Genomic DNA, 23,729 nt, shown 5'->3' with positions numbered 1-23,729 from the left:
TAACGCCTGATGGCACAGAACGCCAACTTTTTGAAGTGGCGGATTCTGCTAGAATCAGCAATTATTTTTCAAATTTGATCAGCGCTAAATACTGCTTCATAACAAGGAATGCAAATGCAAATGAAGAAATTGCTCCCCATCCTTATCGGCTTGAGCCTGTCGGGGTTCAGCACTCTGAGCCAGGCAGAAAACCTGATGCAAGTTTATCAGCAAGCACGCCTGAGCAACCCGGAATTACGTAAATCCGCCGCCGATCGCGATGCTGCATTCGAAAAAATCAATGAAGCACGTAGTCCTTTATTGCCGCAACTGGGCCTGGGTGCCGATTACACCTACAGCAACGGCTTCCGTGATGCAAACGGTGTGGACTCCAACGCAACCAGCGCCTCTCTGCAATTGACGCAAACCCTTTTCGACATGTCGAAATGGCGCGCGCTGACCCTGCAGGAAAAGTCTGCGGGTATTCAGGACGTGAGCTTTCAGACGGATCAGCAAACCCTGATCCTTAACACCGCCAGCGCGTACTTCAAAGTACTGAACGCCATTGACGTTCTCTCCTATACCCAGGCGCAGAAACAAGCTATTTATCGTCAGTTGGACCAAACCACCCAGCGTTTCAACGTGGGGCTGGTCGCCATCACTGACGTGCAAAACGCCCGTTCACAATACGACACCGTACTGGCGAACGAAGTGACTGCCCGTAACGATCTGGACAACGCGGTAGAAGAACTGCGCCAGGTCACCGGTAATTACTATCCGGAGCTGGCGTCGCTGAACGTGGACAGCTTCAAAACCGACAAGCCGCAGGCCGTTAACGCCCTTCTGAAAGAAGCGGAAAACCGCAACCTGTCGCTGTTGCAGGCGCGTTTGAGCCAGGACCTGGCGCGTGAACAGATTCGTCTGGCGCAGGATGGTCATTTGCCAACCCTGGATTTAACCGCCTCTACGGGGGTTTCTGATACGTCCTACAGCGGTTCTAAAACTAACTCAGCGCAGTATGACGATAGCAACATGGGTCAGAACAAGGTCGGCCTGAGCTTCTCCCTGCCTATTTATCAGGGCGGGATGGTTAACTCGCAGGTGAAACAGGCCCAGTACAACTTTGTTGGCGCCAGCGAACAGCTGGAAAGCGCGCACCGTAGCGTAGTACAGACCGTTCGCTCATCCTTCAACAATATCAATGCCTCCATCAGCAGCATTAACGCGTATAAACAAGCCGTTGTCTCTGCGCAAAGCTCTCTGGATGCAATGGAAGCGGGTTACTCCGTCGGTACGCGCACGATCGTTGACGTATTGGACGCAACCACCACGCTGTACAACGCTAAGCAACAGCTGGCGAACGCGCGTTACACCTACCTGATCAACCAGCTGAATATCAAATCCGCGCTGGGTACGCTGAACGAACAGGATCTGGTCGCACTGAACAATACGCTGGGTAAACCCATTCCGACCTCACCGGAAAGCGTAGCGCCAGAAACGCCGCAGCAGGACGCCGCGGTAGATGACTTTACCGGCAGCGCACCGGCCGCACAGCCTGCGGCAGCACGTAGCACTTCGGGTAACAATCCGTTCCGCAATTAAGTTTGACCTTGCCCGATGGCGTTTTGCTTATCGGGCCTACAGATGCGTCGTTCCTGTAGGCCCGGTAAGCACAGCGCCACCCGGCATAAAACCCGCCTGAACGTAAGACAACGTAAAGATCCCGCCATTCACCCGCATTCCAGGCTTATCTCGCTTCATTTTCAACCACTCATCCTCTATCCTGAGCAGTAATTATCACTGGGTCCTGGAAGACGAAAATGAAACGGACAAAATCCATACATCACGCTTCGTTCCGTAAAAACTGGAGCGCGCGCCATCTGACGCCTGTGGCGTTAGCCGTTACCGCTGTGTTTATGCTGGCGGGTTGTGAAAAAAGCGACGAAACCGTATCGCTGTATCAAAACGCGGATGACTGCTCAGCAGCCAATCCGGGCAAAAGCGCGGAATGTACAACGGCCTTCAACAATGCACTGAAAGAAGCCGAACGTACCGCGCCGAAATATGCCACGCGTGAAGACTGTATCGCTGAATTCGGCGAAGGCCAGTGCCAGCAGGCACCTGCGCAGGCAGGTATGGCCCCTGAAGGCCAGGCTCAGGCGCAGCAGCAGTCCAGCGGCAGCTTCTGGATGCCGTTGATGGCGGGCTACATGATGGGCCGTATGATGGGCGGCGGCGCAGGCTTTGCCCAACAGCCGCTGTTCAGCTCGAAAAACCCGGCCAGCCCGGCCTACGGTAAATACACCGATGCCAGCGGTAAAAACTACGGCGCTGCTACGCCGGGCCGCACGATGACGGTTCCGAAAACCGCGATGGCGCCGAAGCCTGCAACAACGTCTACCGTGACGCGCGGCGGCTTCGGTGAATCCGTTGCTAAGCAAAGCACCATGCAGCGTAGCGCCAGCGGCACCTCTACCCGTTCAATGGGTGGCTGAGTCGCATGGAAAGAGTCAGTATTACCGAACGCCCGGACTGGCGCGATAAAGCGACAGAATATGGCTTCAATTTTCACACTATGTACGGCGAACCGTACTGGTGTGAAGATGCCTACTACAAGCTGACGCTGGCCCAGGTTGAAAAGCTGGAAGAGGTCACCGCCGAGCTGCACCAGATGTGCCTCCAGGTGGTTGAGAAAGTGATCGCCAGCGACGAGCTGATGACCAAATTCCGCATCCCTAAGCACACCTGGGGCTTCGTCCGTCAGTCGTGGCAGACGCAGCAGCCGTCACTCTATTCACGTCTCGATCTGGCATGGGATGGCACCGGCGAACCGAAGCTACTGGAGAACAACGCGGATACACCGACCTCGCTGTACGAAGCGGCGTTTTTCCAGTGGATCTGGCTCGAAGATCAGATCAATGCGGGCAACCTGCCGGAAGGCAGCGATCAGTTTAATAGCCTTCAGGAAAAGCTGATCGAACGTTTTGCCGAGCTGCGTGAGCAGTACGGGTTTCAACTTCTGCATCTCACCTGCTGCCGCGATACCGTTGAAGATCGCGGGACGATCCAGTATTTACAGGACTGCGCGGCGGAAGCCGAAATCGCCACCGAATTCCTCTACGTTGAGGATATTGGCCTGGGCGAAAAAGGCCAGTTCACGGACCTGCAGGATCAGGTGATTGCCAACCTTTTCAAGCTGTATCCGTGGGAATTTATGCTGCGCGAGATGTTCTCCACCAAGCTGGAAGATGCCGGGGTTCGCTGGCTGGAACCCGCATGGAAGAGCATTATCTCCAACAAGGCGCTGTTGCCGCTGCTGTGGGAGATGTTCCCGAACCACCCGAACCTGCTGCCAGCCTATTTCGCTGAAGACGATTACCCGCAGATGGAAAAATTCGTCGTCAAGCCTATCTTCTCGCGTGAAGGCGCTAACGTCTCCATCATTGAGAACGGTAAAACGATCGAAGCGGTGGAAGGCCCCTATGGCGAAGAAGGCATGATCGTGCAGCAGTTCCATCCGCTGCCGAAATATGGGGACAGCTATATGCTGATCGGCAGTTGGCTGATCAACGACCAGCCTGCCGGGATCGGTATTCGCGAGGACCGTGCGCTGATCACTCAGGATCTGTCGCGCTTTTATCCGCATATCTTTGTTGAATGACAGGGAGTGCCGGGTGGCGGTTTCGCCTTACCCGGCATACCTTTTCTTACCCCACCTGGACTGACAGCATACTCAGACTGCCCATCTCAATGCCTTCCACCGGGATCGTAACAGGCTCTTTGCCATCCCATGCGCCCAGCACGTACAGCAGTGGCAGATAGTGATCCGGCGTCGGGTTCGACAACGAACCACCTTCATGATCAAGATAATTCACCAACGGATGCTGCTCCACCGGCCCCTGCCAGGTCAGGTTCGCTTTTACAAAATCATTGAAGGACGTGGCCCATGGGTACGGTGAGTTATCACCATGCCAACGCACGGTACGCAGGTTATGCACCACGTTACCGCTGGCCACCAGCATAATGCCCTGATCCCGTAGCGCAGCCAGCTTGCGGCCAATTTCAAGATGCCAGGCCGGCGGTTTGGTGCTGTCGATACTTAACTGCACCATTGGAATATCCGCGTTCGGGTACATCTTGATCAGCACGCCCCACGAGCCGTGATCAAACCCCCACGCCTCTGTATCAAGCGTTACAGGAACCGGCGACAGGAGATCGACCAGCTGTTGCGCTAATTCAGGGGAACCGGGTGCCGGATAGTGGGTGTCATACAACGCCTGCGGAAAACCACCAAAATCATGGATCGTTTTTGGCGCTTCCATCGCCGTAACGCCCGTCCCGCGCGTAAACCAGTGTGCAGATACCACGACGATCGCTTTTGGACGCGGCAATGCCTCCCCCAATTGCTGCCAGGCGCGGGTATACTGGTTATCTTCGAGAACGTTCATCGGACTGCCGTGTCCCAAAAACAATGCTGGCATACGAGAATGAGTCATGGTGATATCCTTAAATAGGGTGTCAATGCAATGGTTCTACATTACGCGCAACCCGCAAAAGATGAACGCAGATAAGCATGATGATCATCATCAGGAAATTTGAATGTAAGAAATGTGTAAAGCAAAACGATCACACTCGCTTTGCTGGCAATGAATTATTAATATAAATGAGAATTATTATCACGAGGAGAGGTGAATGTCAGTCCCCTTGATTCTGACCATACTGGCAGGTGCTGCGACCTTCATCGGCGCGATCCTTGGTGTACTTGGTCAAAAGCCATCTAACCGTGTGCTGGCCTTCTCACTGGGCTTTGCTGCCGGGATCATGTTACTCATCTCGCTGATGGAAATGCTGCCTGCCGCGCTGCGAACAGAAGGTATGTCGCCGGTTCTGGGCTACGGCATGTTCGTATTTGGCCTTCTGGGGTACTTTGGCCTTGACCGTATGCTGCCCCACGCACACCCACAGGATTTGATGCAAAAAACCGTTGCGCCGATGCCGCGCAATATTAAACGTACCGCTGTTTTACTGACGCTCGGCATCAGTTTGCACAACTTCCCGGAAGGGGTTGCGACCTACGTCACCGCCAGTAGCAACCTGGAACTCGGGTTTGGTATTGCGCTGGCGGTTGCCTTGCACAACATTCCAGAAGGTTTAGCGGTCGCCGGTCCGGTGTACGCCGCAACCGGCTCTAAGCGTACGGCCATCTTCTGGGCGGGCATTTCCGGCATGGCGGAAATCCTGGGCGGCGTGCTGGCGTGGTTGATTCTGGGTAGCCTGATTTCTCCGGTGGTTATGGCGGCTATTATGGCGGCCGTTGCCGGAATTATGGTGGCGCTATCGGTTGATGAACTGATGCCGCTGGCGAAAGAGATCGATCCGAACAACAACCCCAGCTATGGCGTTCTTTGCGGCATGTCTGTGATGGGGTTAAGTCTGGTCTTACTTCAGACAATGGGAATTGGCTGACAAAAAGAGCAGGAAACTGTTATTCCTGCTCTTTGCGCATAACGCGCGCTTCATCATGACGACGAAGTAATTTATTACGGATTTCCATCAGCGCATCTCTGTCCTGGCGAAACGCCTTACAGCAGCGCTTCATATGGCAAATATACGCCGCAACCACCAGAACAATTAAAACAATCCAATACCAGGCAATAAACATCCTTTTAACCTTAAAGCGTAACGTTAACAAATATATAGCATCAAAACATGCCGTACCCCTATCGGGTTAGTTTTATATACTGGCACAGTATGAAATCGAAAGTATGATTTCGATCATAGAGAAAAAGGTTGGGCGTTTATTAAACAGATGGATGTTTGAAAAGTTAAACTGACAGGATAAATGACGCTACCGTCTGTGAGCGCGTCGGCTTATCGGGTCTACAGGTTTAGCACCTTAGGGAGTAGACCCGATAAGAGAGTACAGCGTCTTAACTGGCTTTACGCTCGTGAGCCTGGCGGTAGGCCACCAGGTCTTCGATCGTAACAACGGCCATGTTATGTTTGCCCGCAAACGCGATGCACTCTGGCGCGCGCGCCATGCTGCCATCGTCATTGGTCAGTTCACACAGCACGCCTGCCGGTTTGAAACCTGCCAGCGTCACCAGATCGATGGTCGCTTCGGTGTGCCCACCACGGGTCAAAACACCGCCCGGCTGAGCGCGCAGCGGGAAGACGTGTCCCGGACGGTTCAGATCGGAAGGTTTCGCGCCGTCGGCAATGGCCGCACGAACGGTCGTTATGCGATCAGCGGCGGAAACGCCGGTGGTCACGCCTTCAGCCGCCTCAATGGTCACGGTAAAACCGGTACCATAGGCGCTGGTGTTATTTTCCACCATCATCGGCAGATCGAGTTGTTTACGACGATCTTCGGTAATGCACAGGCAGACAATACCGCTACCGTGACGGATAGTCAGTGCCATCTGTTCAACGGTCATGGTTTCTGCGGGGAAAATCATATCGCCTTCGTTTTCACGATCTTCATCGTCCAGCACCATCACACCGCGGCCTTCGCGCAACGCAGACAGAGCGTGTTCGACACGTTCAAAAGGCGTACCAAAAGAGGAAAGTAGCGTCTGATTCATGGTAAAAAAACCTCACTAAAATTATGGTTACCAGAATCAGGGCAGTCTTAGGAGTGCCGACAAGCGGCTAAAAAAATAACGTGAGCGGGTCCATGCCCGACAGAATCGTTACTCTCTCCCATCCGGACTCTAACCGTCGGCCCCGGAATTACACCGGATCTGCTGACCTTCAGATTTGCATCCGAAGCGCTCGCGGGCTTTCAGCATCAAGCTGATTTACCGCCGGTGGGGAATTTCGCCCCGCCCTGAGAATAAGCGGGTTAACTATAACGCTATTGATTACCTTCATCAACGCCTTTGCCTGCATAAGCTTCACACAATTCTGGTTTATGCCTTGCGCATATCGCACTACAATGGGCATTAACACTTACCAGTTCAGGGAAACCACTATGATTGACCCGAAAAAAATTGAGCAAATTGCTCGCCAGGTTCATGAGTCGATGCCGAAAGGGATCCGCGAGTTCGGGGAAGATGTCGAGAAGAAAATCCGTCAAACGTTGCAGTCGCAGTTGACGCGTCTCGACTTGGTGAGCCGCGAAGAGTTTGATGTGCAGACGCAGGTCCTGCTGCGCACCCGCGAAAAGCTGGCGCTGCTGGAACAGCGTCTCAGTGAACTGGAAGCACGTCAGGGTAGCGAAGCCGTTAAACCCGCGCCTGCCATCCCGCCGGTAGAATCACAAGAGTAATCATCCACGGGCCGCAAGGCCCGTGGCTATTTTTCATCGCCAATTTATTCCTTTCTTACCGCCGCCCTTGATGCCCATTTCGACCATTACGATTCCCTTTCTTCCGGTAATATCGGGCAAGCGCTGCATTACCTCAATATCGGGCGCATTCCCGCGCTGATCGTGCTTTGTCTGCTCGCCGGTTATTTCGGTCTTTTTGGCATTCTTATCCAGCATGGCTGGATCGCGTTGTGGCAAGCCCCGCTGAGCAATTTCCTGCCTGGCCCGCTCTGCTTCATCCTCTCCGTGTTTGCTGTGCATTACAATGGAAATGGCTGCCACAGGATAACAGCAGGTGAAAACCCGCACCGCCGAGCAGAATGCGAAAATCGCGGCGTTTGAGGCCGAACGTCACCGTGAAGCTGAACAAACCCGTATCCTTGCTGAGCGCCAGATTCAGGATGCGGAAACCAAAGCGGTTGAACTGACCGTGCGTGCCAAAGCTGAGAAAGAAGCGGCTGAGCAACAGGCGGCTGCTATCGTCGAACTGGCGAAAGCTGAAGCACAGCGCGCCAACGTACTCTCTAATGAGCAAACCACTCTGAAGTTTAAACTGGCCCTGTTGCAGTCTCTGCCTGCGGTTATTGAGAAGTCCGTTGAGCCGATGAAGTCGATCGACGGCATTAAGATCATTCCGGCGGTTCACTGTCAGCACTGGCAGAGCCGCTGAAAATGATTAGCGAAAGCGAGTCGGAAGATGAGCTGAAGCCTGAAGAAATTTAATACCGGATGCCTGATGGCGCTACGCTTATCAGGCCTACGAAGCAAATGCCTGTAGGCCGGATAAGGTGTTTACACCGCCATCCGGCACTTTACCGGGCGCTTATTTATCGCTGTCTTTCTGGATCTTCTTGATGATATTGGTGGTCGAGCAACCATCTTCAAAGTTCAGCACCAGCACTTCGCCGCCGTTGGCCCAAACCTCTTTGCTGCCCGCGATATCTTCCGGCTTGTAATCTCCCCCTTTCACCAACAGATCCGGCAATACACCCGCGATCAGACGCTGCGGCGTGTCCTCTTCAAAAGAGACAACCCAGTCCACCGCTTCCAGCGCACCCAGTACGATCATGCGCTGTTCGAGCGGATTCACCGGACGCGTTTCGCCTTTCAGCCGTTTGGTCGACGCGTCGCTGTTCACTGCCACGATCAGCCGGTCGCCCAGCTTACGCGCGTTAGCAAGATAAGAGACATGGCCCGCATGCAGAATATCGAACACGCCGTTGGTCATCACCACCTTCTCGCCGCGCTTACGGGCGCTGGCAACGGCCTGCTTCAGCTCATCTTCGGTCATTACGCCAAAGCCGGTTTCCGCACGTCCGCGCACGGCGTTTTCCAGTTCGATAGGTGAAACGGTTGAAGTACCGAGCTTGCCAACCACCACGCCTGCCGCCGCGTTCGCGAAGAAGCAGGCTTCTTCCAGCGAATTACCCGCCGCCAGCGTTGCCGCCAGCACGCCAATCACCGTGTCACCGGCACCGGTGACGTCATACACTTCCTGCGCCTGGGTTGGCATATGCAGCGGGGCTTTACCCGGTTGCAGCAGCGTCATACCCTGCTCAGAGCGCGTGACCAGCAGCGCGGATAATTCGAAATCGGCAATCAGCTTCATGCCGCGCTCAACAATCTCTTCTTCGCTTTTGCATTTTCCCGCCACCGCTTCGAACTCAGAGAGATTCGGCGTCAGCAGCGTTGCGCCACGGTAGCGTTCAAAATCGGTTCCTTTCGGGTCGATCAACACCGGTACGCCAGCCTTGCGCGCCAGCGCAATCATCTGCTGAACGCTTGCCAGTGCACCTTTCGCGTAGTCGGAGAGGATCAGTGCGCCAATCGACCCCAGCGCCTGGCTGATACGCTCATGGATCGGCTGCGGATCCACGCCCTCAAAGCCTTCTTCAAAATCCAGACGAATGAGCTGTTGGTTACGGGAAAGGACGCGCAGCTTGGTGATAGTTGGATGGGTCGGCACAGAAACGAAGTCGCACTTCACGTTGACGTCTGCCAGCGTTTTGCTAAGCGCACGTGCCGCGTCGTCAATCCCGGTTAAGCCTACCAGACGCGAATTGGCACCCAGAGAAGCGATGTTCATCGCCACGTTCGCCGCGCCACCCGGACGTTCTTCAATAGTATCCACTTTGACCACAGGGACTGGCGCTTCTGGTGAAATACGGCTGGTTGGCCCGTACCAGTAGCGATCCAGCATCACATCACCTACAACCAAGACTCCTGCACGTTCAAACTCTGGCAGCGTTACTTTCATTCCTGTCTCCTGAGAGATTCAAAATTTGCGCGCGATAATAGCACACTTCAAACGGCGACCAGCCACTTCTGCCAGCTTGCCCGTACCAGTGCGCGTTCCGCCTCAAAGCATGTTTGCGCCACATGGCCCGGCTGCTCCTGCAAGGCCAGATGATGCAGCTCATCGCGTAGCGTGGTATAGGCGTGCGTCAACGCCATCGCCTCCTGCTCGTCCATAATGTCGTTCTGCGCTAACAGTTCCAGAATGCGTACATTATCCGACCAGCGAGTCAGTTTGGGTTTTTCATGAGCATAACGCAGCACCAGGTACTGCGTGATGAATTCGATATCGGTAATTCCGCCCTCATCGGCTTTAATATCAAAGCGATCGCGGTGTTTGTTTCCCAGATGCGCACGCATTTTCTCGCGCATTTCGCGCACATCGGTCTGCAACATTTTTCCGTCACGAGGCAACGTCATAATATCGCGGCGCACCGTATCAAATTGTGACGTCAACTGCGGGTCGCCATACACCACGCGAGCGCGCACCAGCGCCTGATGCTCCCACGTCCAGGCTTCGTTTTTCTGATAATCCGCAAAGGCCTCGGTGGAGGTCACCAGCATGCCCGCCGCGCCGGAAGGACGCAAACGCGCATCCACTTCATACAGAATGCCGGAGGAGGTGCGGGTGCTGAACAGGTGCATAATGCGTTGCGCCAGTCGCAGATAAAACTGTCGCCCGTCGATTTCACGATCGCCGTCAGTCATTACGTCGACCGGACAATCATGCAGGAAGATTAAATCAAGATCGGAACTGTAACCCAGTTCCCACCCCCCCAGCTTGCCGTAGCCCACCACTGCAAATCCGCGCCCTTCCCGTTCGCTCAGATGCGTCGGCTGTCCGTAGCGCGCCACCATCTGCAGCCATGCTTGCTGCACCACCGCGTCGATCATCGCTTCGGCCAGCCAGGTCAGATGATCGCTGACTTTCATCACCGGCAAGGTGCCGGCGATATCAGCGGCGGCAATGCGCAGCAGTTGAGCCTGCTTGAACTGACGCAGCGCTTCCAGCTGTTGCTCTTCATCCTCTTCCGGCACGCGCAGCAGATACTGCCGCAGCTCATCGCGATACGCATCGGTCGCGGTCGGCTGATACAGCGTGTTCGGGTCGAGAAGTTCATCCAACAATAACGGATAGCGGGCCAACTGACTTGCAACCATTGGCGAGGCCGCACAAAGGGAAATCAGATGCTTTAACGCGCCGGGGAATTCACTCAGCAACTCGAGATAGGTGGTACGGGTGACAATCCCCACCAGCAGCGGCGTAATGCGCGACAGCGGTACGGAGGCATCCTGACGCGAACAGACGTCGCTTAACAAATGCGGCATCAGGTGATCGAGCACCTGGCGACCGCGCGGGCCTATAGGCCGCTTGTCCAGCTCTTTGCGGAAATCGGCAATCAGCGCGAGCACGCGCAGGCGGTCGTCATCTGCAAGATGCGATAGCACCGCCGGAGTATCATCCTCCTGCAACGCGTCCTGCCACAACTCGCGCCACTGTTCAGACAGCGCGTCTTCCTGCGTTTCGCTTTCGTCATCGCCGATCAGTTCGTTGAACACGCGCCGCACGTTCGCCATGTGGACATCCAGCGCGTCGGTTAACTGCTGCCAATTGTCGAGGTTCATCCCCCACGCCAGTCGCGCCCGGTTTAGCTCATCCCCCGGCAGGGTCTGGGTTTGTTCATCGTTGATGCTTTGCAGCAGGTTTTCCAGGCGACGCAGAAAAAGATAAGCCGAGCGTAACGCGTCGGCGTCGCTTTCCGACAGCAGATGCAGCGCGGCGATCGCGCTTAAAGTGGGTAGCAACGAGCGGGACTGTAGCGACGGCTCGCGCCCACCGCGAATTAACTGGAACACCTGCACAATAAATTCAATTTCGCGAATGCCGCCCGCGCCGAGTTTGATGTTATCTTTCAGCCCCCGGCGGCGCACTTCACGGGCGATCATCCCCTTCATGTTACGCAGGGACTGGATCACGCTGAAGTCGATATAGCGGCGGAAAACGAACGGGCGCAGCATCGCGCGTAGCTCATCGACATAGCGGCCATCGGTATCACCCATGATCCGCGCCTTGACCATCGCGTAGCGCTCCCAGTCTCGCCCTTGCTCCTGGTAATAATCTTCCAGCGCCGCAAAGCTCAACACCAGCGGGCCGCTGTCACCAAACGGACGCAGGCGCATATCGACCCGATAGACAAAACCGTCCTGTGTCGGCTGATCCAGGACTTTGATCAGCCGTTGCCCCATGCGCGTGAAGAACTGCGCATTATCCAGCTCACGTCGCCCGCCCTGGGTTGAACCATGCTCCGGCCAGGCAAAAATGAGATCGATATCGGAGGAAAAATTCAGCTCGCCGCCGCCCAGCTTCCCCATGCCCAAAATCAGCAATGGCTGAGGAAGCCCCTCCTGGTTACACGGCGTGCCCCACTCGCGGCAGCAGGCATCGTACAGCCAGTCACGGGCGCTGATAATCAGTGTCTCAGCCAGATGACTCAACTGCTGCAAAATGTCGGTATCTTCGACGAGAGAAAGCGTCTGCGCCCAGGCAATGCGAACCATTATGCGGCGGCGGAAAAGCCGCAGAGTGTGCATCAGCGCCGCTTCGTCATTCACCGTTGCCAGCGCAGCCTGTAACCATTCGCCGTAACGTTGCCACTCATCGGCCTGAGGCGGAGTGCTTTCCAGTTCAGCCAACCATTCGGGATGGGCAATGATGCCATCCTGGACAAAATCGCTGAAGGTAAGCACTGACTTCGCCTGAGCGCTAAGCGTGGCTTCAGGTAAAGTTTCTGGTAACCGCTCAACAACGGTGTGCCAGTATTGCTGTAACGGTGAAGAGAGCGGCTTCATTAAGGCGTTCCTTGTAAAGGTGCCGGATGGCGGCGTTCGCTTTATCCGGCCTACAAAACGGTGCTGTTACGTAGGCCTGATAAGCGCAGCGCCATCAGGCATCATTCTCAATTTGAATTACCGTTTTCCGCTGTGCAACCAGAACGGCTCCTGATTGTTCGCTTCGTTACGGAAATGTTCAATTTCAATGCGTTGACCGGTGACAATAGCGTGGCGTAATCCCTGCCAGTTCTCCAGCCAGGCCTGCACAACAACGGCATCGTAATATCCGGCCAGCAGCAAAATCGTATCAATATCACGGGTCAGGCGCGGGAGTTGATCGCGGTACTGCTCACCCAGCGGCTGGCCAAACACGCTTTTCAGTTCTGCGGCGGTCCGTGACAGGTGAATATCAGAGAAACGTTTGAAGGAATCGGCAATTTTGTCCTGCGCTTTTGCATCGAGAAACGGCTGCCAGGCTTTAGTCACCAGCCACTCGGTCAGCGCCAGCTTCGCCATCGCCGTCTGCGTGGTATAGACCGCCGTTGCCGCTGATACCGCCGAAGCCATGGTGGCTTCTGACTGCGTCAGCAGATCGCGTAAGTGAGCGCTCGCTTTACGCGGAACAATGCCGCCAAACAGCGTCAGTGTATGACGTACCAGCCCCATTGCCCGTAGCACTTCCACTTTTGCCGCCTCATCACCACGAATCCATAACTCTTCATGGTATTGCCATTGCGCCAGCGCCAACTCCATCGCCGCTTCCAGCGCCTGTTCCACAGTGGCTTTGGCTGGCGCTTTCAGCACCTCTGTCGGCCTGACGGTTCGCGTGGCATTCCCCTGCGCCAGATGATAACCACGTGCCGCTTTGCTCAGGCTGCCCTGGCGCAACCCCGCTTGAGTCACCAGTTGGCTTGCCAGCTTCAGCACCGCCCGGGTATCGCCGCTCAGGAGTTCAAGCTCCAGTTCGCAGATAGGTTCCGCAAACTCACCGGCTTTAACTTCCCCAAGATCGAGCGCGATTTCAATCTGGCTACCGTCCACTTCGACCTGCCATTTTTCCCGGTAAAAATCGGTACTGAACAACGGCTGAACGCGGGAGGCGAGATCGACCGGCAGTTCGCCGTTAGGCCAGACCTCTGGAGGAAATTGCGCTAAGTCCAGCGTCGGCTCGCTCAGCGGGACATTGTACTCAGGCCGCTGATGTAAACCGCCCGTCACTCGTCCGGCGATTTTCATGGTCATTTCATAGCGACCACTCTCACCGCGAATGCGCAGACCCATATCATGACTACGCAGCCAGTTGTCCGGCGTTTCAAAGTAGATATTCAGCAGTTGGCTGGGCGCGTGATGTTCACCGCCAAAGGTGGTCAGATGCTCACGTAGCGCATCGACGGCGTCGTGATTGACGATAAATTTTAATTCGATTTCCTGAGCCATGGCCTTGTACTTATTGGTTATGTCACAGTTGACGCACCAACTGCGAACTAAGTGCATTATTGAGTGTCAGTAGATAGTATTTTGCGCCAAATTGCCATGCAACGAGCAATTTGACGGGCGTAAAAGTTTAGAGTGGTGGAAAAGCGGACACAGAGGATTCTGATTGATGTCTAATGCTTTACGCAGGGACACTGATACCACTACTATCGTTCCACTTTCTACGACAATAACGACAGTCTGATGCCAAAATTACGCCTGATTGGATTTACATTACTTGCGCTTAGCGCCACCGCTGTCTCTCACGCTGAAGAGAAGCGTTATGTTTCTGACGAACTGAACACCTGGGTTCGCAGTGGCCCCGGTGATAATTATCGCCTGGTGGGCACCGTCAACGCGGGTGAAGAAGTGACGCTGTTGCAAACCGACGCTAACACCAACTATGCGCAGGTTAAAGACAGCACCGGGCGTACTGCCTGGATCCCCCTGAAAGAGCTCAACAGCACGCCAAGTCTGCGTACCCGCGTACCAGACCTCGAAAATCAGGTCAAAACGCTGACCGATAAGCTCAACAATATTGATACCACCTGGAACCAGCGCACCTCTGACATGCAGCAAAAAGTGTCGCAGAGCGACAGCGTGATCAATGGACTGAAAGAAGAGAACCAGAAGCTGAAAAACGAGCTGATTGTGGCGCAGAAAAAGGTTAGTGCCGCAAACCTTCAGCTGGATGATAAGCAACGTACCATCATCATGCAGTGGTTTATGTATGGCGGCGGCGTTCTGGGACTCGGTCTGCTTCTGGGCCTGGTGCTACCGCACATGATCCCAAGCCGCAAACGCAAAGACCGCTGGATGAACTAAATCGCCTTCTCCGCCACACTGTCATATGATTAAGGAATAGTATTTCTCAGGAGAGGTGGTGTGGCGTGAAGATTTATCTGGTCGGTGGTGCAGTTCGGGATACGTTGTTAGGGCTACCGGTTAAAGATAAAGATTGGGTGGTGGTTGGTGCCACACCGCAAGAGATGCTCGACGCGGGCTACCAGCAGGTAGGTCGCGATTTTCCTGTTTTTCTCCATCCTCAGACGCGTGAAGAACATGCGCTGGCGCGTACTGAGCGGAAATCCGGCTCGGGGTATACTGGTTTCACCTGCTATGCCGCGCCGGATGTGACGCTGGAAGATGATTTACAGCGACGCGATCTGACCATCAATGCCCTTGCGCAAGATGATAACGGTGAAATCGTGGATCCGTATAACGGTCGCCGCGATCTGGAAGACCGCCTGCTGCGTCATGTCTCCCCCGCGTTTTCCGAAGATCCGCTGCGCGTCCTGCGCGTCGCTCGTTTTGCTGCCCGCTATGCCCATCTCAGCTTCCGTATCGCCGACGAAACCCTGGCGCTGATGCGCGAGATGACCAGGGCGGGTGAACTGGAGCACCTGACGCCTGAACGCGTGTGGAAAGAGACGGAAAGCGCGTTAACCACGCGAAACCCGCAGGTTTACTTTCAGGTTCTGCGCGACTGCGGCGCATTACGCGTGCTGTTTCCTGAAGTGGATGCCCTGTTTGGCGTCCCGGCGCCGGAAAAGTGGCATCCGGAGATCGACAGCGGCGTTCATACGCTGATGACGCTTTCCATGGCGGCGATGCTCAGCCCGGACGTTGACGTCCGTTTTGCCACGCTGTGTCACGATCTGGGGAAAGGGCTCACGCCGCCGGAACTCTGGCCGCGTCATCATGGTCATGGTCCAGCGGGAGTGAAGCTGGTGGAGCGGTTATGTCAGCGATTGCGGATACCGAATGACATTCGTGACTTAGCTAAACTGGTGGCGGAGTTCCACGATCTCATCCACACCTTCCCGGTACTGCAGCCGAAGACCATTGTGAAGTTGTTTGATTCAATCGATGCCTGGCGTAAGCCGCAGCGCGTAGAGCAAATCGCCTTAACCAGCGAAGCGGATGCGCGTGGCCGTACCGGTTTTGAAGATACAGACTATCCCCAGGGGCGTCTGTTGCGCGAAGCCTGGCGGGTTGCTCAGTCAGTGCCAACGAAAGAAGTGGTTGAGGCGGGGTACAAGAGCATTGAAATTCGCGAGCAGCTAACTAAACGCCGAATTGCGGCAGTCGCCAACTGGAAAGAGCAGCACTGCCCGAAAGCGGCTGATTGAAAAGGCATTACCCGGTAGCGCTATCGCTTACCGGGCCTACACGACCGTAGGCCGGATAAGGCATTTACGCCGCCATCCGGCACAACGGAATAATCAGAAGAACACCACGTAAACCGCTGCCGCCACGATAAAGCGATAGATCGCAAACGGGATAAAAGAGATGCGCTTAATCAACTGCAGGAAGGTTTTGATGGCAATCAACGCAACCACAAACGCAGTAATAAAGCCGACGGCAAACATCGGGATATCGGCGGTGGTCAGAAATGACCAGCTTTTGTAGAGATCCAGCGCCGTTGCGCCCATCATCATCGGCACCGCCAGCAGGAAGGAGAATTCAGAGGCCGCGTAACGGCTTACCCCCATCAACATCCCACCAGAAATCGTCGCCCCGGAACGCGAGAAACCTGGCCAAAGCGCCAGACACTGGAAGCAACCAATCATAAACGCCTGACGGTAGGTCATATCGTCCAGACCCGGCGCACGCGGTTCTTTCGGCTTCAGGCATTCTGCCGCAATCAGCAGCAAACCACCCACCACCAGTGCATACATCACGTTAATCGGGTTAAACAGCGATTTGATCGTATCGTGGAAAACCAGCCCCACCACCACCGCCGGGATCATCCCGAGCAGAATGTGGATCAGGGTTAAGCGGCCTTTGCTTTCCCCTTCACGCTGCAACGGACGCCCAAAATGAATGCCGATCAGGCCAAACAGTCTGCGCCAGAACATCACCACCACCGCGAGAATGGAACCCAACTGGATCACCACTTCAAAGGTTTTCGCCGTGTCCCCTTCAAACCCCAACAAATGACCCACAATGATCATATGGCCAGTGCTGGAAACAGGTAAAAACTCAGTCAGTCCTTCGACCACACCCAAAATTGCCGCCACCAGCAGCGAGTGCATATCGCTCATCAATAAACCCCTAGAAAAAGATTACAACCAAAACGAGTCCAGCTTTCAGACCCATTTATATCCGTTTGGTTTAATAATTATGAAGTTAATTATTCACTTTCAGATTAGCGCTACGCTCAATGATAACCCCCACGTTCGCCGCACGGGCAACTGCGCCAGGCTTGCTTAATTTAATACGTACCCATGGTGAGTTAAAGCGACTCAGCAGCAGCTCAGCCACCTCTTCGGCCACGCGCTCGACCAGCGCAAAGCGCCCCCCTTCCACATGACGAACCACCGTCTCGGCAATGTCAGCGTAGCTCAGGCAATCCGCAACGTCGTCGCTTTTGGCTGACTGACGGTTGTCCCACGCCATTTCGATATCGAACACTAACTTCTGTTCGATGGTCTGCTCCCAGTCATAAACACCAATCGTGGTGATGACCTCAAGTTGCTCTATAAACACAATATCCATCACGACCTGCCTGCTTTTTAGCTAACCCGGATACCACTTCCGGCGAAATATGCGTATTATCCATAGAAGTAGCGTTTTACACGACATTTTCAAAACGGAACAGCTTATGAGTGCAATCGCGCCTGGAATGATCCTCTTCGCGTACCTCTGCGGCTCCATTTCCAGCGCCATTCTGGTCTGCCGCATTGCTGGCTTGCCCGACCCGCGTACCAGTGGTTCCGGTAACCCTGGCGCGACCAATGTGTTGCGAATCGGTGGCAAGGGAGCAGCCGCAGCGGTACTGATTTTTGACGTTCTGAAAGGAATGTTACCCGTCTGGGGTGCCTGGGCGCTAGGTGTCAGCCCGTTCTGGCTGGGGCTTATCGCTATCGCCGCCTGTCTGGGCCATATCTGGCCGGTTTTCTTTGGCTTTAAAGGTGGAAAAGGCGTTGCTACTGCGTTTGGCGCAATCGCCCCTATCGGCTGGGATTTAACGGGCGTGATGGCCGGCACCTGGCTGCTTACCGTCCTGCTGAGCGGTTATTCTTCTCTCGGCGCCATTGTCAGCGCACTCATCGCCCCGTTCTATGTGTGGTGGTTTAAACCGCAGTTTACCTTTCCGGTTTCGATGCTCTCCTGCCTGATTTTGCTTCGCCATCATGACAATATCCAGCGCCTTTGGCGTCGTCAGGAAACCAAAATCTGGACCAAGCTGAAGAGAAAGAAAAAGGAATAAGCCCGGAAAGCAAGGCGCCTCCGGGCAAGATATTTACGCAGCGGGTAACTCCGCCAGTGGCCAGCGCGGGCGCACCGTAACGCCAAGATCGGCCAGCGCACCTGCTTTAAAGCGCACCATGCCTGCATAAGCGATCATCGCCCCGTTGTCGGTACAAAATTCAGGGCGAGCGTAGAACACTTCACCGCGCCGTTTTTGCATCATCTCAGCCAGTTTCGCCCGCAGTGTGCGGTTGGCACTTACCCCGCCCGCCATGACCAGACGCTTAAATCCGGTCTGATCCAGCGCGCGTTTGCATTTGATCATCAGCGTATCGACCACGGCATCCTCAAAGGCGCGCGCGATATCAGCACGGGTCTGCTCGTCATTCTCGTTATTGCGAATGGTATTCGCGGCGAATGTTTTCAGCCCGGAGAAGCTAAAATCCAGCCCTGGACGATCGGTCATCGGGCGTGGGAAGACAAAGCGCCCTTCCGTTCCCTGCGAGGCCATTTTCGACAGCATCGGGCCACCAGGATAGTCCAGCCCCAGCAGCTTGGCGGTTTTATCAAACGCTTCGCCTGCGGCATCATCGATGGATTCACCCAGCAGTTCGTACTGGCCGATGCCGGTCACGCTGATAAGCTGCGTATGGCCACCGGAAACCAGCAGCGCCACGAACGGGAATTCCGGTGGGTTATCTTCCAGCATAGGCGCCAGGAGGTGCCCTTCCATATGATGTACCGGAATTGCCGGCACGTTCCACGCGAACGCCAATGAACGCCCGACGGTGGCACCAACCAGCAGCGCCCCCACCAGACCCGGACCAGCGGTATAGGCCACCGCATCAATATCGGTCGCGTTTAATCCGGCCTCTTTCAACGCCGCCTGGATTAGCGGAACGGTTTTACGGACATGATCGCGGGAAGCCAGTTCAGGCACGACACCGCCGTAGTCAGCATGTAATTTCACCTGACTATACAATTGGTTGGCTAACAGACCTTTTTCGTCGTCGTAAATCGCGATGCCGGTTTCATCGCACGATGTTTCAATACCCAGTACACGCATGACTTGTTTTACCTCACTCTGATACCGCGCAGTGTAGGTCTAATGCGGGTAGATGTATACCCTCCCTCCTGACTTCGTGTATACTCTGTCCCCTTATAAAAGTCCCTTTCAAAAACGCGTCGGTGCTTTACAAAGCAGCAGCAATTGCAGTAAAATTCCGCACCATTTTGAAATAAGCTGGCGTTGATGCCAGCGGCAAACCGATTTAATCAAAGGTGAGAGGCACATGCCGGTAATTAAAGTACGTGAAAACGAGCCGTTCGACGTAGCACTGCGTCGCTTCAAGCGTTCCTGTGAGAAAGCAGGTGTTCTGGCGGAAGTTCGTCGTCGTGAGTTCTATGAAAAACCGACTACCGAACGTAAGCGCGCTAAAGCTTCTGCTGTGAAACGTCACGCGAAGAAACTGGCTCGCGAAAACGCACGCCGCACTCGTCTGTACTAATCTATTTGAGAGCTGAGTCTCTCAATTCAGACTGAGTAGTAGTTGTAAGGCCGTGCTTCCGGAAGGAAAGCGCGGCTTGTTTTCGTTTATACACGTCATCATTCAAGCTGCCTCTGTGTTGGCTGCAGTCGCTCACCCCAGTCACGTACTGATGTACGCTCCTGAGGATAAATGCGGGACATCCATGTCCCTCACCGAAGGCAGCCTGCGGCTGTTCAAATTCGTTCCCGACGAATTTGTCGCTCCCTTGCCGCCTTGATGCATCTTGAATGATTTTGTGTATATAAGTCATAACAAAATAAATGGGGCATATGGCTGGACGAATCCCACGCGTATTTATCAATGACCTGCTGGCGCGCACCGACATCGTCGATCTCATCGACGCGCGGGTGAAGCTGAAAAAGCAGGGCAAGAATTACCATGCGTGCTGTCCGTTCCATAACGAAAAAACCCCCTCGTTTACCGTTAACGGTGAGAAACAGTTTTATCACTGCTTTGGTTGTGGCGCGCACGGCAATGCTATCGACTTCCTGATGAACTACGACAAGCTCGAGTTCGTGGAAACCGTCGAAGAGCTGGCGGCGATGCACAATCTTGAAGTGCCGTTTGAAGCAGGCACAGGCCCCAGTCAGATCGAACGCCATCAACGGCAAAGTCTGTATCAACTGATGGACGGCCTGAACACGTTTTATCAGCAATCTCTGATGCAACCCGCCGCTACCCCTGCGCGCCAGTATCTGGAAAAGCGAGGACTCAGTAGCGAAGTGATCGCGCGTTTTGCTATTGGCTTTGCGCCCCCCGGTTGGGACAACGTCCTGAAACGGTTTGGCGGCAATAGTGAAAACCGTCAGTCGCTGGTTGATGCGGGCATGTTGGTTACCAACGATCAGGGACGTAGTTACGATCGCTTCCGCGAACGGGTGATGTTCCCCATCCGCGATAAGCGTGGCCGGGTTATAGGTTTTGGTGGTCGTGTGCTGGGCGATGCCCTGCCGAAATACCTCAACTCCCCGGAAACCGATATTTTCCATAAAGGCCGTCAGCTGTATGGTCTTTATGAAGCCCAGCAGGATAATGCGGATCCGCAACGTCTGCTGGTGGTTGAAGGTTATATGGATGTGGTGGCGCTGGCGCAGTACGGCATTAACTATGCCGTGGCTTCTCTGGGTACATCGACCACTGCCGATCACATCCAGTTGCTTTTTCGCGCAACGAACAATGTTATTTGCTGCTATGACGGCGACCGGGCAGGACGAGACGCAGCCTGGCGCGCGCTGGAAACCGCGCTGCCCTACATGACCGACGGTCGTCAGTTACGCTTTATGTTTTTACCTGATGGCGAAGACCCCGACACGCTGGTGCGTAAAGAGGGGAAAGAAGCATTTGAAGCGCGGATGGAGCAGGCACTGCCGCTCTCTGCGTTTTTGTTCAATAGTCTGTTGCCGCAGGTGGATCTCAGCACCCCAGACGGACGCGCGCAGCTCAGTACGTTGGCATTACCCTTAATTACCCAGGTGCCGGGCGAGACGCTTCGCATTTATCTGCGACAGGAACTGGGGAACAAGCTCGGGATCCTTGATGACAGTCAGCTTGAACGATTAATGCCAAAAATATCTGAAAATGGCGCAGTCCGGCCCGCTCCGCAGCTAAAACGCACGACCATGCGTATACTTATAGGGCTGCTGGTGCAAAATCCGGAACTGGCACCGCAGGTGCCGCCATTAACCGGCCTGGATCAGAATAAATTGCCAGGACTTGGCTTATTTGCCGAACTGGTCAACACTTGTTTGTCCCAGCCAGGTCTGACCACTGGGCAACTTTTAGAACATTATCGTGGCACAAATGATGCGGCCACCCTTGAAAAATTGTCGATGTGGGACGATATAGCAGATAAGGATATTGCTGAAAAAACCTTCACCGACTCTCTCAACCATATGTTTGATTCGATGCTTGAGCTGCGCCAGGAAGAGTTAATCGCTCGCGAGCGCACACATGGTTTAAGCAGCGAAGAACGCCGGGAGCTCTGGACGCTGAACCAGGAGCTGGCGAAGAAATAAACAGGAAGACAAGATCATTCAAGTTGCATTAAGACAGCAAGAGCACGCTGTTAACGCAGAGACAACTTGAAGGATAACGTATTCAACGGCTTAAGTGCCGAATATCGATCGGGAAGCCCCCGAAAGCCGCACTGAGAGGCAGCGGCAAAAATATAAGTATGCTCTCGCTTTAAATGTTGGCGGCAACAGCTTGCTGACTCAAATCAAACGAATTAAGTGTGGATACCGTCTTATGGAGCAAAACCCGCAGTCACAGCTGAAGCTTCTTGTCACCCGTGGTAAGGAACAAGGCTATCTGACCTATGCCGAGGTCAATGACCATCTGCCGGAAGATATCGTCGATTCAGATCAAATCGAAGATATCATCCAAATGATCAATGACATGGGTATTCAGGTGATGGAAGAAGCACCGGATGCCGATGATCTGCTACTTGCTGAAAACACTACCAGTACCGATGAAGACGCGGAAGAAGCCGCGGCGCAAGTGCTGTCCAGCGTGGAATCTGAAATCGGCCGCACCACTGACCCGGTCCGCATGTATATGCGTGAAATGGGTACCGTTGAACTGTTGACCCGCGAAGGCGAAATCGACATCGCAAAACGCATCGAAGACGGGATCAATCAGGTTCAGTGTTCTGTTGCGGAATACCCGGAAGCCATCACCTATCTGCTTGAGCAGTACGATCGTGTTGAAGCCGAAGAAGCGCGTCTGTCCGATCTGATCACTGGTTTTGTCGATCCGAACGCGGAAGAAGATCTGGCACCTACCGCTACTCACGTCGGTTCTGAGCTTTCTCAGGAAGATATAGATGACGACGAGGACGAAGACGAAGAAGAAGACGACGACAGCGCTGACGACGATAACAGCATCGACCCAGAACTGGCGCGTGAAAAATTCGGCGAACTGCGTACGCAGTATGAAGTCACTCGCGACACCATTAAAGCGAAAGGCCGCAGCCACGCCGATGCGCAGGCTGAAATTCTGAAGCTCTCTGAAGTATTCAAGCAGTTCCGTCTGGTGCCGAAGCAGTTCGACTACCTCGTGAACAGCATGCGCGTCATGATGGATCGCGTGCGTACTCAGGAACGCCTGATCATGAAGCTCTGCGTTGAGCAGTGCAAAATGCCGAAGAAGAACTTCATCACCCTGTTCACCGGTAATGAAACCAGCGAAACCTGGTTCAACGCTGCCGTTGCGATGAACAAGCCGTGGTCTGAAAAGCTGCATGATGTGGCTGATGATGTTCACCGCGGCCTGCAAAAACTGAAACAGATTGAAGAAGAAACCGGCCTGACCATCGAGCAGGTTAAAGACATCAACCGTCGTATGTCCATCGGCGAAGCGAAAGCGCGTCGTGCGAAGAAAGAGATGGTTGAAGCTAACCTGCGTCTGGTTATCTCTATCGCCAAGAAATACACCAACCGTGGTCTGCAGTTCCTCGATCTGATCCAGGAAGGCAATATCGGTCTGATGAAAGCGGTAGATAAGTTTGAATATCGTCGTGGTTATAAGTTCTCCACCTACGCAACCTGGTGGATCCGTCAGGCAATCACCCGCTCTATCGCGGATCAGGCGCGCACCATCCGTATTCCGGTGCATATGATTGAGACGATCAACAAGCTCAACCGTATTTCCCGTCAGATGCTGCAAGAGATGGGCCGCGAGCCAACGCCGGAAGAGCTGGCCGAACGTATGCTGATGCCGGAAGACAAGATCCGTAAAGTACTGAAGATCGCTAAAGAGCCGATCTCCATGGAAACCCCGATCGGTGACGATGAAGATTCGCATCTGGGTGATTTCATCGAGGATACCACCCTCGAGCTGCCGCTGGACTCTGCGACTACCGAGAGCCTGCGCGCCGCCACTCACGACGTTCTGGCTGGCCTGACCGCCCGTGAAGCAAAAGTCCTGCGTATGCGTTTCGGTATCGATATGAACACCGACCACACGCTGGAAGAAGTGGGTAAACAGTTCGACGTTACCCGTGAACGTATCCGTCAGATCGAAGCGAAGGCGCTGCGTAAACTGCGTCACCCGAGCCGCTCTGAAGTGCTGCGTAGCTTCCTGGACGATTAATC

20 protein-coding genes, 2 pseudogenes and 1 riboswitch are annotated in these 23,729 nt (G+C 54.4%); of the genes and pseudogenes, 13 read left to right on the top strand and 9 right to left on the bottom strand.

What is annotated here, in order from left to right:
- Positions 1-114 precede the first annotated feature (114 nt).
- The 3 genes from tolC (at position 115) to HVY19_RS03100 (ending at position 3,640) form a co-directional block, all read left to right on the top strand.
- A complete protein-coding gene (gene tolC / locus HVY19_RS03110; RefSeq protein WP_181682928.1) occupies positions 115-1,581 on the top strand; it encodes an outer membrane channel protein TolC in 1,467 nt (488 codons plus the stop codon).
- Between the two features lie 218 nt (positions 1,582-1,799).
- The gene (locus HVY19_RS03105; protein ID WP_181682927.1) at positions 1,800-2,474 is read left to right on the top strand and encodes a DUF1190 family protein; all 675 of its coding nucleotides are present in this window, start codon (positions 1,800-1,802) and stop codon (positions 2,472-2,474) included.
- A 5-nt stretch (positions 2,475-2,479) separates the two neighbouring features.
- Positions 2,480-3,640, top strand: a complete 1,161-nt coding sequence (locus HVY19_RS03100; RefSeq protein WP_181682926.1) for a glutathionylspermidine synthase family protein — start codon at positions 2,480-2,482, stop codon at positions 3,638-3,640.
- Positions 3,641-3,686: 46 nt separating this feature from the next.
- On the opposite strand, the gene ygiD is transcribed toward HVY19_RS03100, so the two are convergent.
- Positions 3,687-4,475 carry a 4,5-DOPA dioxygenase extradiol gene (ygiD, locus tag HVY19_RS03095; RefSeq protein WP_181682925.1) on the bottom strand — a complete coding sequence of 263 codons (789 nt, stop codon included), beginning with the start codon at positions 4,473-4,475 and terminating at the stop codon, positions 3,687-3,689.
- A 196-nt stretch (positions 4,476-4,671) separates the two neighbouring features.
- On the opposite strand from ygiD, the gene zupT reads away from it, so the two are divergent.
- Positions 4,672-5,445 (top strand): zinc transporter ZupT, encoded by a 774-nt coding sequence (gene zupT / locus HVY19_RS03090; protein WP_181682924.1) that lies wholly within the window; start codon positions 4,672-4,674, stop codon positions 5,443-5,445.
- A 19-nt stretch (positions 5,446-5,464) separates the two neighbouring features.
- Here zupT and HVY19_RS03085 read toward each other — a convergent pair whose 3' ends face one another.
- Positions 5,465-5,641 carry a hypothetical protein gene (locus tag HVY19_RS03085; RefSeq protein ID WP_181682923.1) on the bottom strand — a complete coding sequence of 59 codons (177 nt, stop codon included), beginning with the start codon at positions 5,639-5,641 and terminating at the stop codon, positions 5,465-5,467.
- A gap of 268 nt (positions 5,642-5,909) precedes the next feature.
- Positions 5,910-6,563, bottom strand: coding sequence for a 3,4-dihydroxy-2-butanone-4-phosphate synthase (gene ribB / locus HVY19_RS03080; protein ID WP_181682922.1), 654 nt, complete (start codon positions 6,561-6,563; stop codon positions 5,910-5,912).
- Positions 6,564-6,669: 106 nt separating this feature from the next.
- A riboswitch (FMN riboswitch) is annotated at positions 6,670-6,820 on the bottom strand.
- Positions 6,821-6,952: 132 nt separating this feature from the next.
- On the opposite strand from ribB, the gene ubiK reads away from it, so the two are divergent.
- The 3 genes and pseudogenes from ubiK to HVY19_RS03065 form a co-directional block, all read left to right on the top strand.
- The gene (gene ubiK / locus HVY19_RS03075; protein ID WP_181682921.1) at positions 6,953-7,249 is read left to right on the top strand and encodes a ubiquinone biosynthesis accessory factor UbiK; all 297 of its coding nucleotides are present in this window, start codon (positions 6,953-6,955) and stop codon (positions 7,247-7,249) included.
- 51 nt (positions 7,250-7,300) lie between these two features.
- Positions 7,301-7,581, top strand: a pseudogene (locus tag HVY19_RS03070) (hypothetical protein); the annotation flags it as partial.
- Positions 7,578-7,958: pseudogene (locus HVY19_RS03065) on the top strand (flotillin domain-containing protein); the annotation flags it as partial. The pseudogenes HVY19_RS03070 and HVY19_RS03065, both read left to right, overlap by 4 nt.
- Before the next feature lie 153 nt (positions 7,959-8,111).
- Here HVY19_RS03065 and hldE read toward each other — a convergent pair.
- From hldE to HVY19_RS03050, 3 genes are all read right to left on the bottom strand, one after another.
- Entirely contained in the window at positions 8,112-9,545 is a 1,434-nt protein-coding gene (gene hldE / locus HVY19_RS03060; protein WP_181682919.1) for a bifunctional D-glycero-beta-D-manno-heptose-7-phosphate kinase/D-glycero-beta-D-manno-heptose 1-phosphate adenylyltransferase HldE, read from the bottom strand.
- 47 nt (positions 9,546-9,592) lie between these two features.
- Positions 9,593-12,433: a bifunctional [glutamate--ammonia ligase]-adenylyl-L-tyrosine phosphorylase/[glutamate--ammonia-ligase] adenylyltransferase gene (gene glnE, locus HVY19_RS03055; RefSeq protein ID WP_181682918.1), complete on the bottom strand. Its 2,841-nt coding sequence runs from the start codon at positions 12,431-12,433 to the stop codon at positions 9,593-9,595.
- Positions 12,434-12,550: 117 nt separating this feature from the next.
- On the bottom strand, positions 12,551-13,852 hold the full coding sequence (locus tag HVY19_RS03050) for an inorganic triphosphatase (RefSeq protein WP_181682917.1): 1,302 nt from the start codon (positions 13,850-13,852) through the stop codon (positions 12,551-12,553).
- 240 nt (positions 13,853-14,092) lie between these two features.
- Between HVY19_RS03050 and HVY19_RS03045 the strand changes: the two genes are divergently transcribed.
- Complete coding sequence (locus HVY19_RS03045; protein WP_181682916.1) at positions 14,093-14,713, top strand: TIGR04211 family SH3 domain-containing protein; 621 nt, start codon at positions 14,093-14,095, stop codon at positions 14,711-14,713.
- Positions 14,714-14,778: 65 nt separating this feature from the next.
- Positions 14,779-16,020: a multifunctional CCA addition/repair protein gene (locus HVY19_RS03040; RefSeq protein ID WP_181682915.1), complete on the top strand. Its 1,242-nt coding sequence runs from the start codon at positions 14,779-14,781 to the stop codon at positions 16,018-16,020.
- A gap of 93 nt (positions 16,021-16,113) precedes the next feature.
- Here the strand turns inward: HVY19_RS03040 and bacA are convergent, their stop codons facing one another.
- Positions 16,114-16,935, bottom strand: a complete 822-nt coding sequence (gene bacA / locus HVY19_RS03035; RefSeq protein WP_181682914.1) for an undecaprenyl-diphosphate phosphatase — start codon at positions 16,933-16,935, stop codon at positions 16,114-16,116.
- A gap of 85 nt (positions 16,936-17,020) precedes the next feature.
- Positions 17,021-17,389, bottom strand: a complete 369-nt coding sequence (gene folB / locus HVY19_RS03030) for a bifunctional dihydroneopterin aldolase/7,8-dihydroneopterin epimerase (RefSeq protein ID WP_181682913.1) — start codon at positions 17,387-17,389, stop codon at positions 17,021-17,023.
- A 106-nt stretch (positions 17,390-17,495) separates the two neighbouring features.
- On the opposite strand from folB, the gene plsY reads away from it, so the two are divergent.
- Positions 17,496-18,104, top strand: a complete 609-nt coding sequence (plsY, locus tag HVY19_RS03025; RefSeq protein WP_181682912.1) for a glycerol-3-phosphate 1-O-acyltransferase PlsY — start codon at positions 17,496-17,498, stop codon at positions 18,102-18,104.
- Between the two features lie 33 nt (positions 18,105-18,137).
- Here plsY and tsaD read toward each other — a convergent pair whose 3' ends face one another.
- A complete protein-coding gene (tsaD, locus tag HVY19_RS03020; RefSeq protein WP_181682911.1) occupies positions 18,138-19,151 on the bottom strand; it encodes a tRNA (adenosine(37)-N6)-threonylcarbamoyltransferase complex transferase subunit TsaD in 1,014 nt (337 codons plus the stop codon).
- A 226-nt stretch (positions 19,152-19,377) separates the two neighbouring features.
- Between tsaD and rpsU the strand changes: the two genes are divergently transcribed.
- The 3 genes from rpsU (at position 19,378) to rpoD (ending at position 23,727) form a co-directional block, all read left to right on the top strand.
- Positions 19,378-19,593, top strand: a complete 216-nt coding sequence (gene rpsU, locus HVY19_RS03015; protein ID WP_001144069.1) for a 30S ribosomal protein S21 — start codon at positions 19,378-19,380, stop codon at positions 19,591-19,593.
- 311 nt (positions 19,594-19,904) lie between these two features.
- The gene (gene dnaG / locus HVY19_RS03010) at positions 19,905-21,650 is read left to right on the top strand and encodes a DNA primase (RefSeq protein WP_181682910.1); all 1,746 of its coding nucleotides are present in this window, start codon (positions 19,905-19,907) and stop codon (positions 21,648-21,650) included.
- 232 nt (positions 21,651-21,882) lie between these two features.
- Entirely contained in the window at positions 21,883-23,727 is a 1,845-nt protein-coding gene (gene rpoD / locus HVY19_RS03005; protein ID WP_181682909.1) for an RNA polymerase sigma factor RpoD, read from the top strand.
- The last annotated feature ends 2 nt before the right edge of the window (positions 23,728-23,729 follow it).

This window comes from Citrobacter sp. RHB25-C09 (assembly GCF_013836145.1).
GTDB lineage: Bacteria > Pseudomonadota > Gammaproteobacteria > Enterobacterales > Enterobacteriaceae > Citrobacter_A.
Note: the sequence above shows the minus strand (reverse complement) of the source record. Positions and strands in the feature narration are given on the sequence as shown.

Bases quoted from the DNA above. Each gene is read 5' to 3' on its own strand.
- tolC (WP_181682928.1), top strand. From the start codon at position 115: ATGCAAATGAAGAAATTGCTCCCCATCCTTATCGGCTTGAGCCTGTCG.
- HVY19_RS03105 (WP_181682927.1), top strand. From the start codon at position 1,800: ATGAAACGGACAAAATCCATACATCACGCTTCGTTCCGTAAAAACTGG.
- HVY19_RS03100 (WP_181682926.1), top strand. From the start codon at position 2,480: ATGGAAAGAGTCAGTATTACCGAACGCCCGGACTGGCGCGATAAAGCG.
- ygiD (WP_181682925.1), bottom strand. From the start codon at position 4,475: ATGACTCATTCTCGTATGCCAGCATTGTTTTTGGGACACGGCAGTCCG.
- zupT (WP_181682924.1), top strand. From the start codon at position 4,672: ATGTCAGTCCCCTTGATTCTGACCATACTGGCAGGTGCTGCGACCTTC.
- HVY19_RS03085 (WP_181682923.1), bottom strand. From the start codon at position 5,641: ATGTTTATTGCCTGGTATTGGATTGTTTTAATTGTTCTGGTGGTTGCG.
- ribB (WP_181682922.1), bottom strand. From the start codon at position 6,563: ATGAATCAGACGCTACTTTCCTCTTTTGGTACGCCTTTTGAACGTGTC.
- ubiK (WP_181682921.1), top strand. From the start codon at position 6,953: ATGATTGACCCGAAAAAAATTGAGCAAATTGCTCGCCAGGTTCATGAG.
- hldE (WP_181682919.1), bottom strand. From the start codon at position 9,545: ATGAAAGTAACGCTGCCAGAGTTTGAACGTGCAGGAGTCTTGGTTGTA.
- glnE (WP_181682918.1), bottom strand. From the start codon at position 12,433: ATGAAGCCGCTCTCTTCACCGTTACAGCAATACTGGCACACCGTTGTT.
- HVY19_RS03050 (WP_181682917.1), bottom strand. From the start codon at position 13,852: ATGGCTCAGGAAATCGAATTAAAATTTATCGTCAATCACGACGCCGTC.
- HVY19_RS03045 (WP_181682916.1), top strand. From the start codon at position 14,093: ATGCCAAAATTACGCCTGATTGGATTTACATTACTTGCGCTTAGCGCC.
- bacA (WP_181682914.1), bottom strand. From the start codon at position 16,935: ATGAGCGATATGCACTCGCTGCTGGTGGCGGCAATTTTGGGTGTGGTC.
- folB (WP_181682913.1), bottom strand. From the start codon at position 17,389: ATGGATATTGTGTTTATAGAGCAACTTGAGGTCATCACCACGATTGGT.
- plsY (WP_181682912.1), top strand. From the start codon at position 17,496: ATGAGTGCAATCGCGCCTGGAATGATCCTCTTCGCGTACCTCTGCGGC.
- tsaD (WP_181682911.1), bottom strand. From the start codon at position 19,151: ATGCGTGTACTGGGTATTGAAACATCGTGCGATGAAACCGGCATCGCG.
- rpsU (WP_001144069.1), top strand. From the start codon at position 19,378: ATGCCGGTAATTAAAGTACGTGAAAACGAGCCGTTCGACGTAGCACTG.
- dnaG (WP_181682910.1), top strand. From the start codon at position 19,905: ATGGCTGGACGAATCCCACGCGTATTTATCAATGACCTGCTGGCGCGC.
- rpoD (WP_181682909.1), top strand. From the start codon at position 21,883: ATGGAGCAAAACCCGCAGTCACAGCTGAAGCTTCTTGTCACCCGTGGT.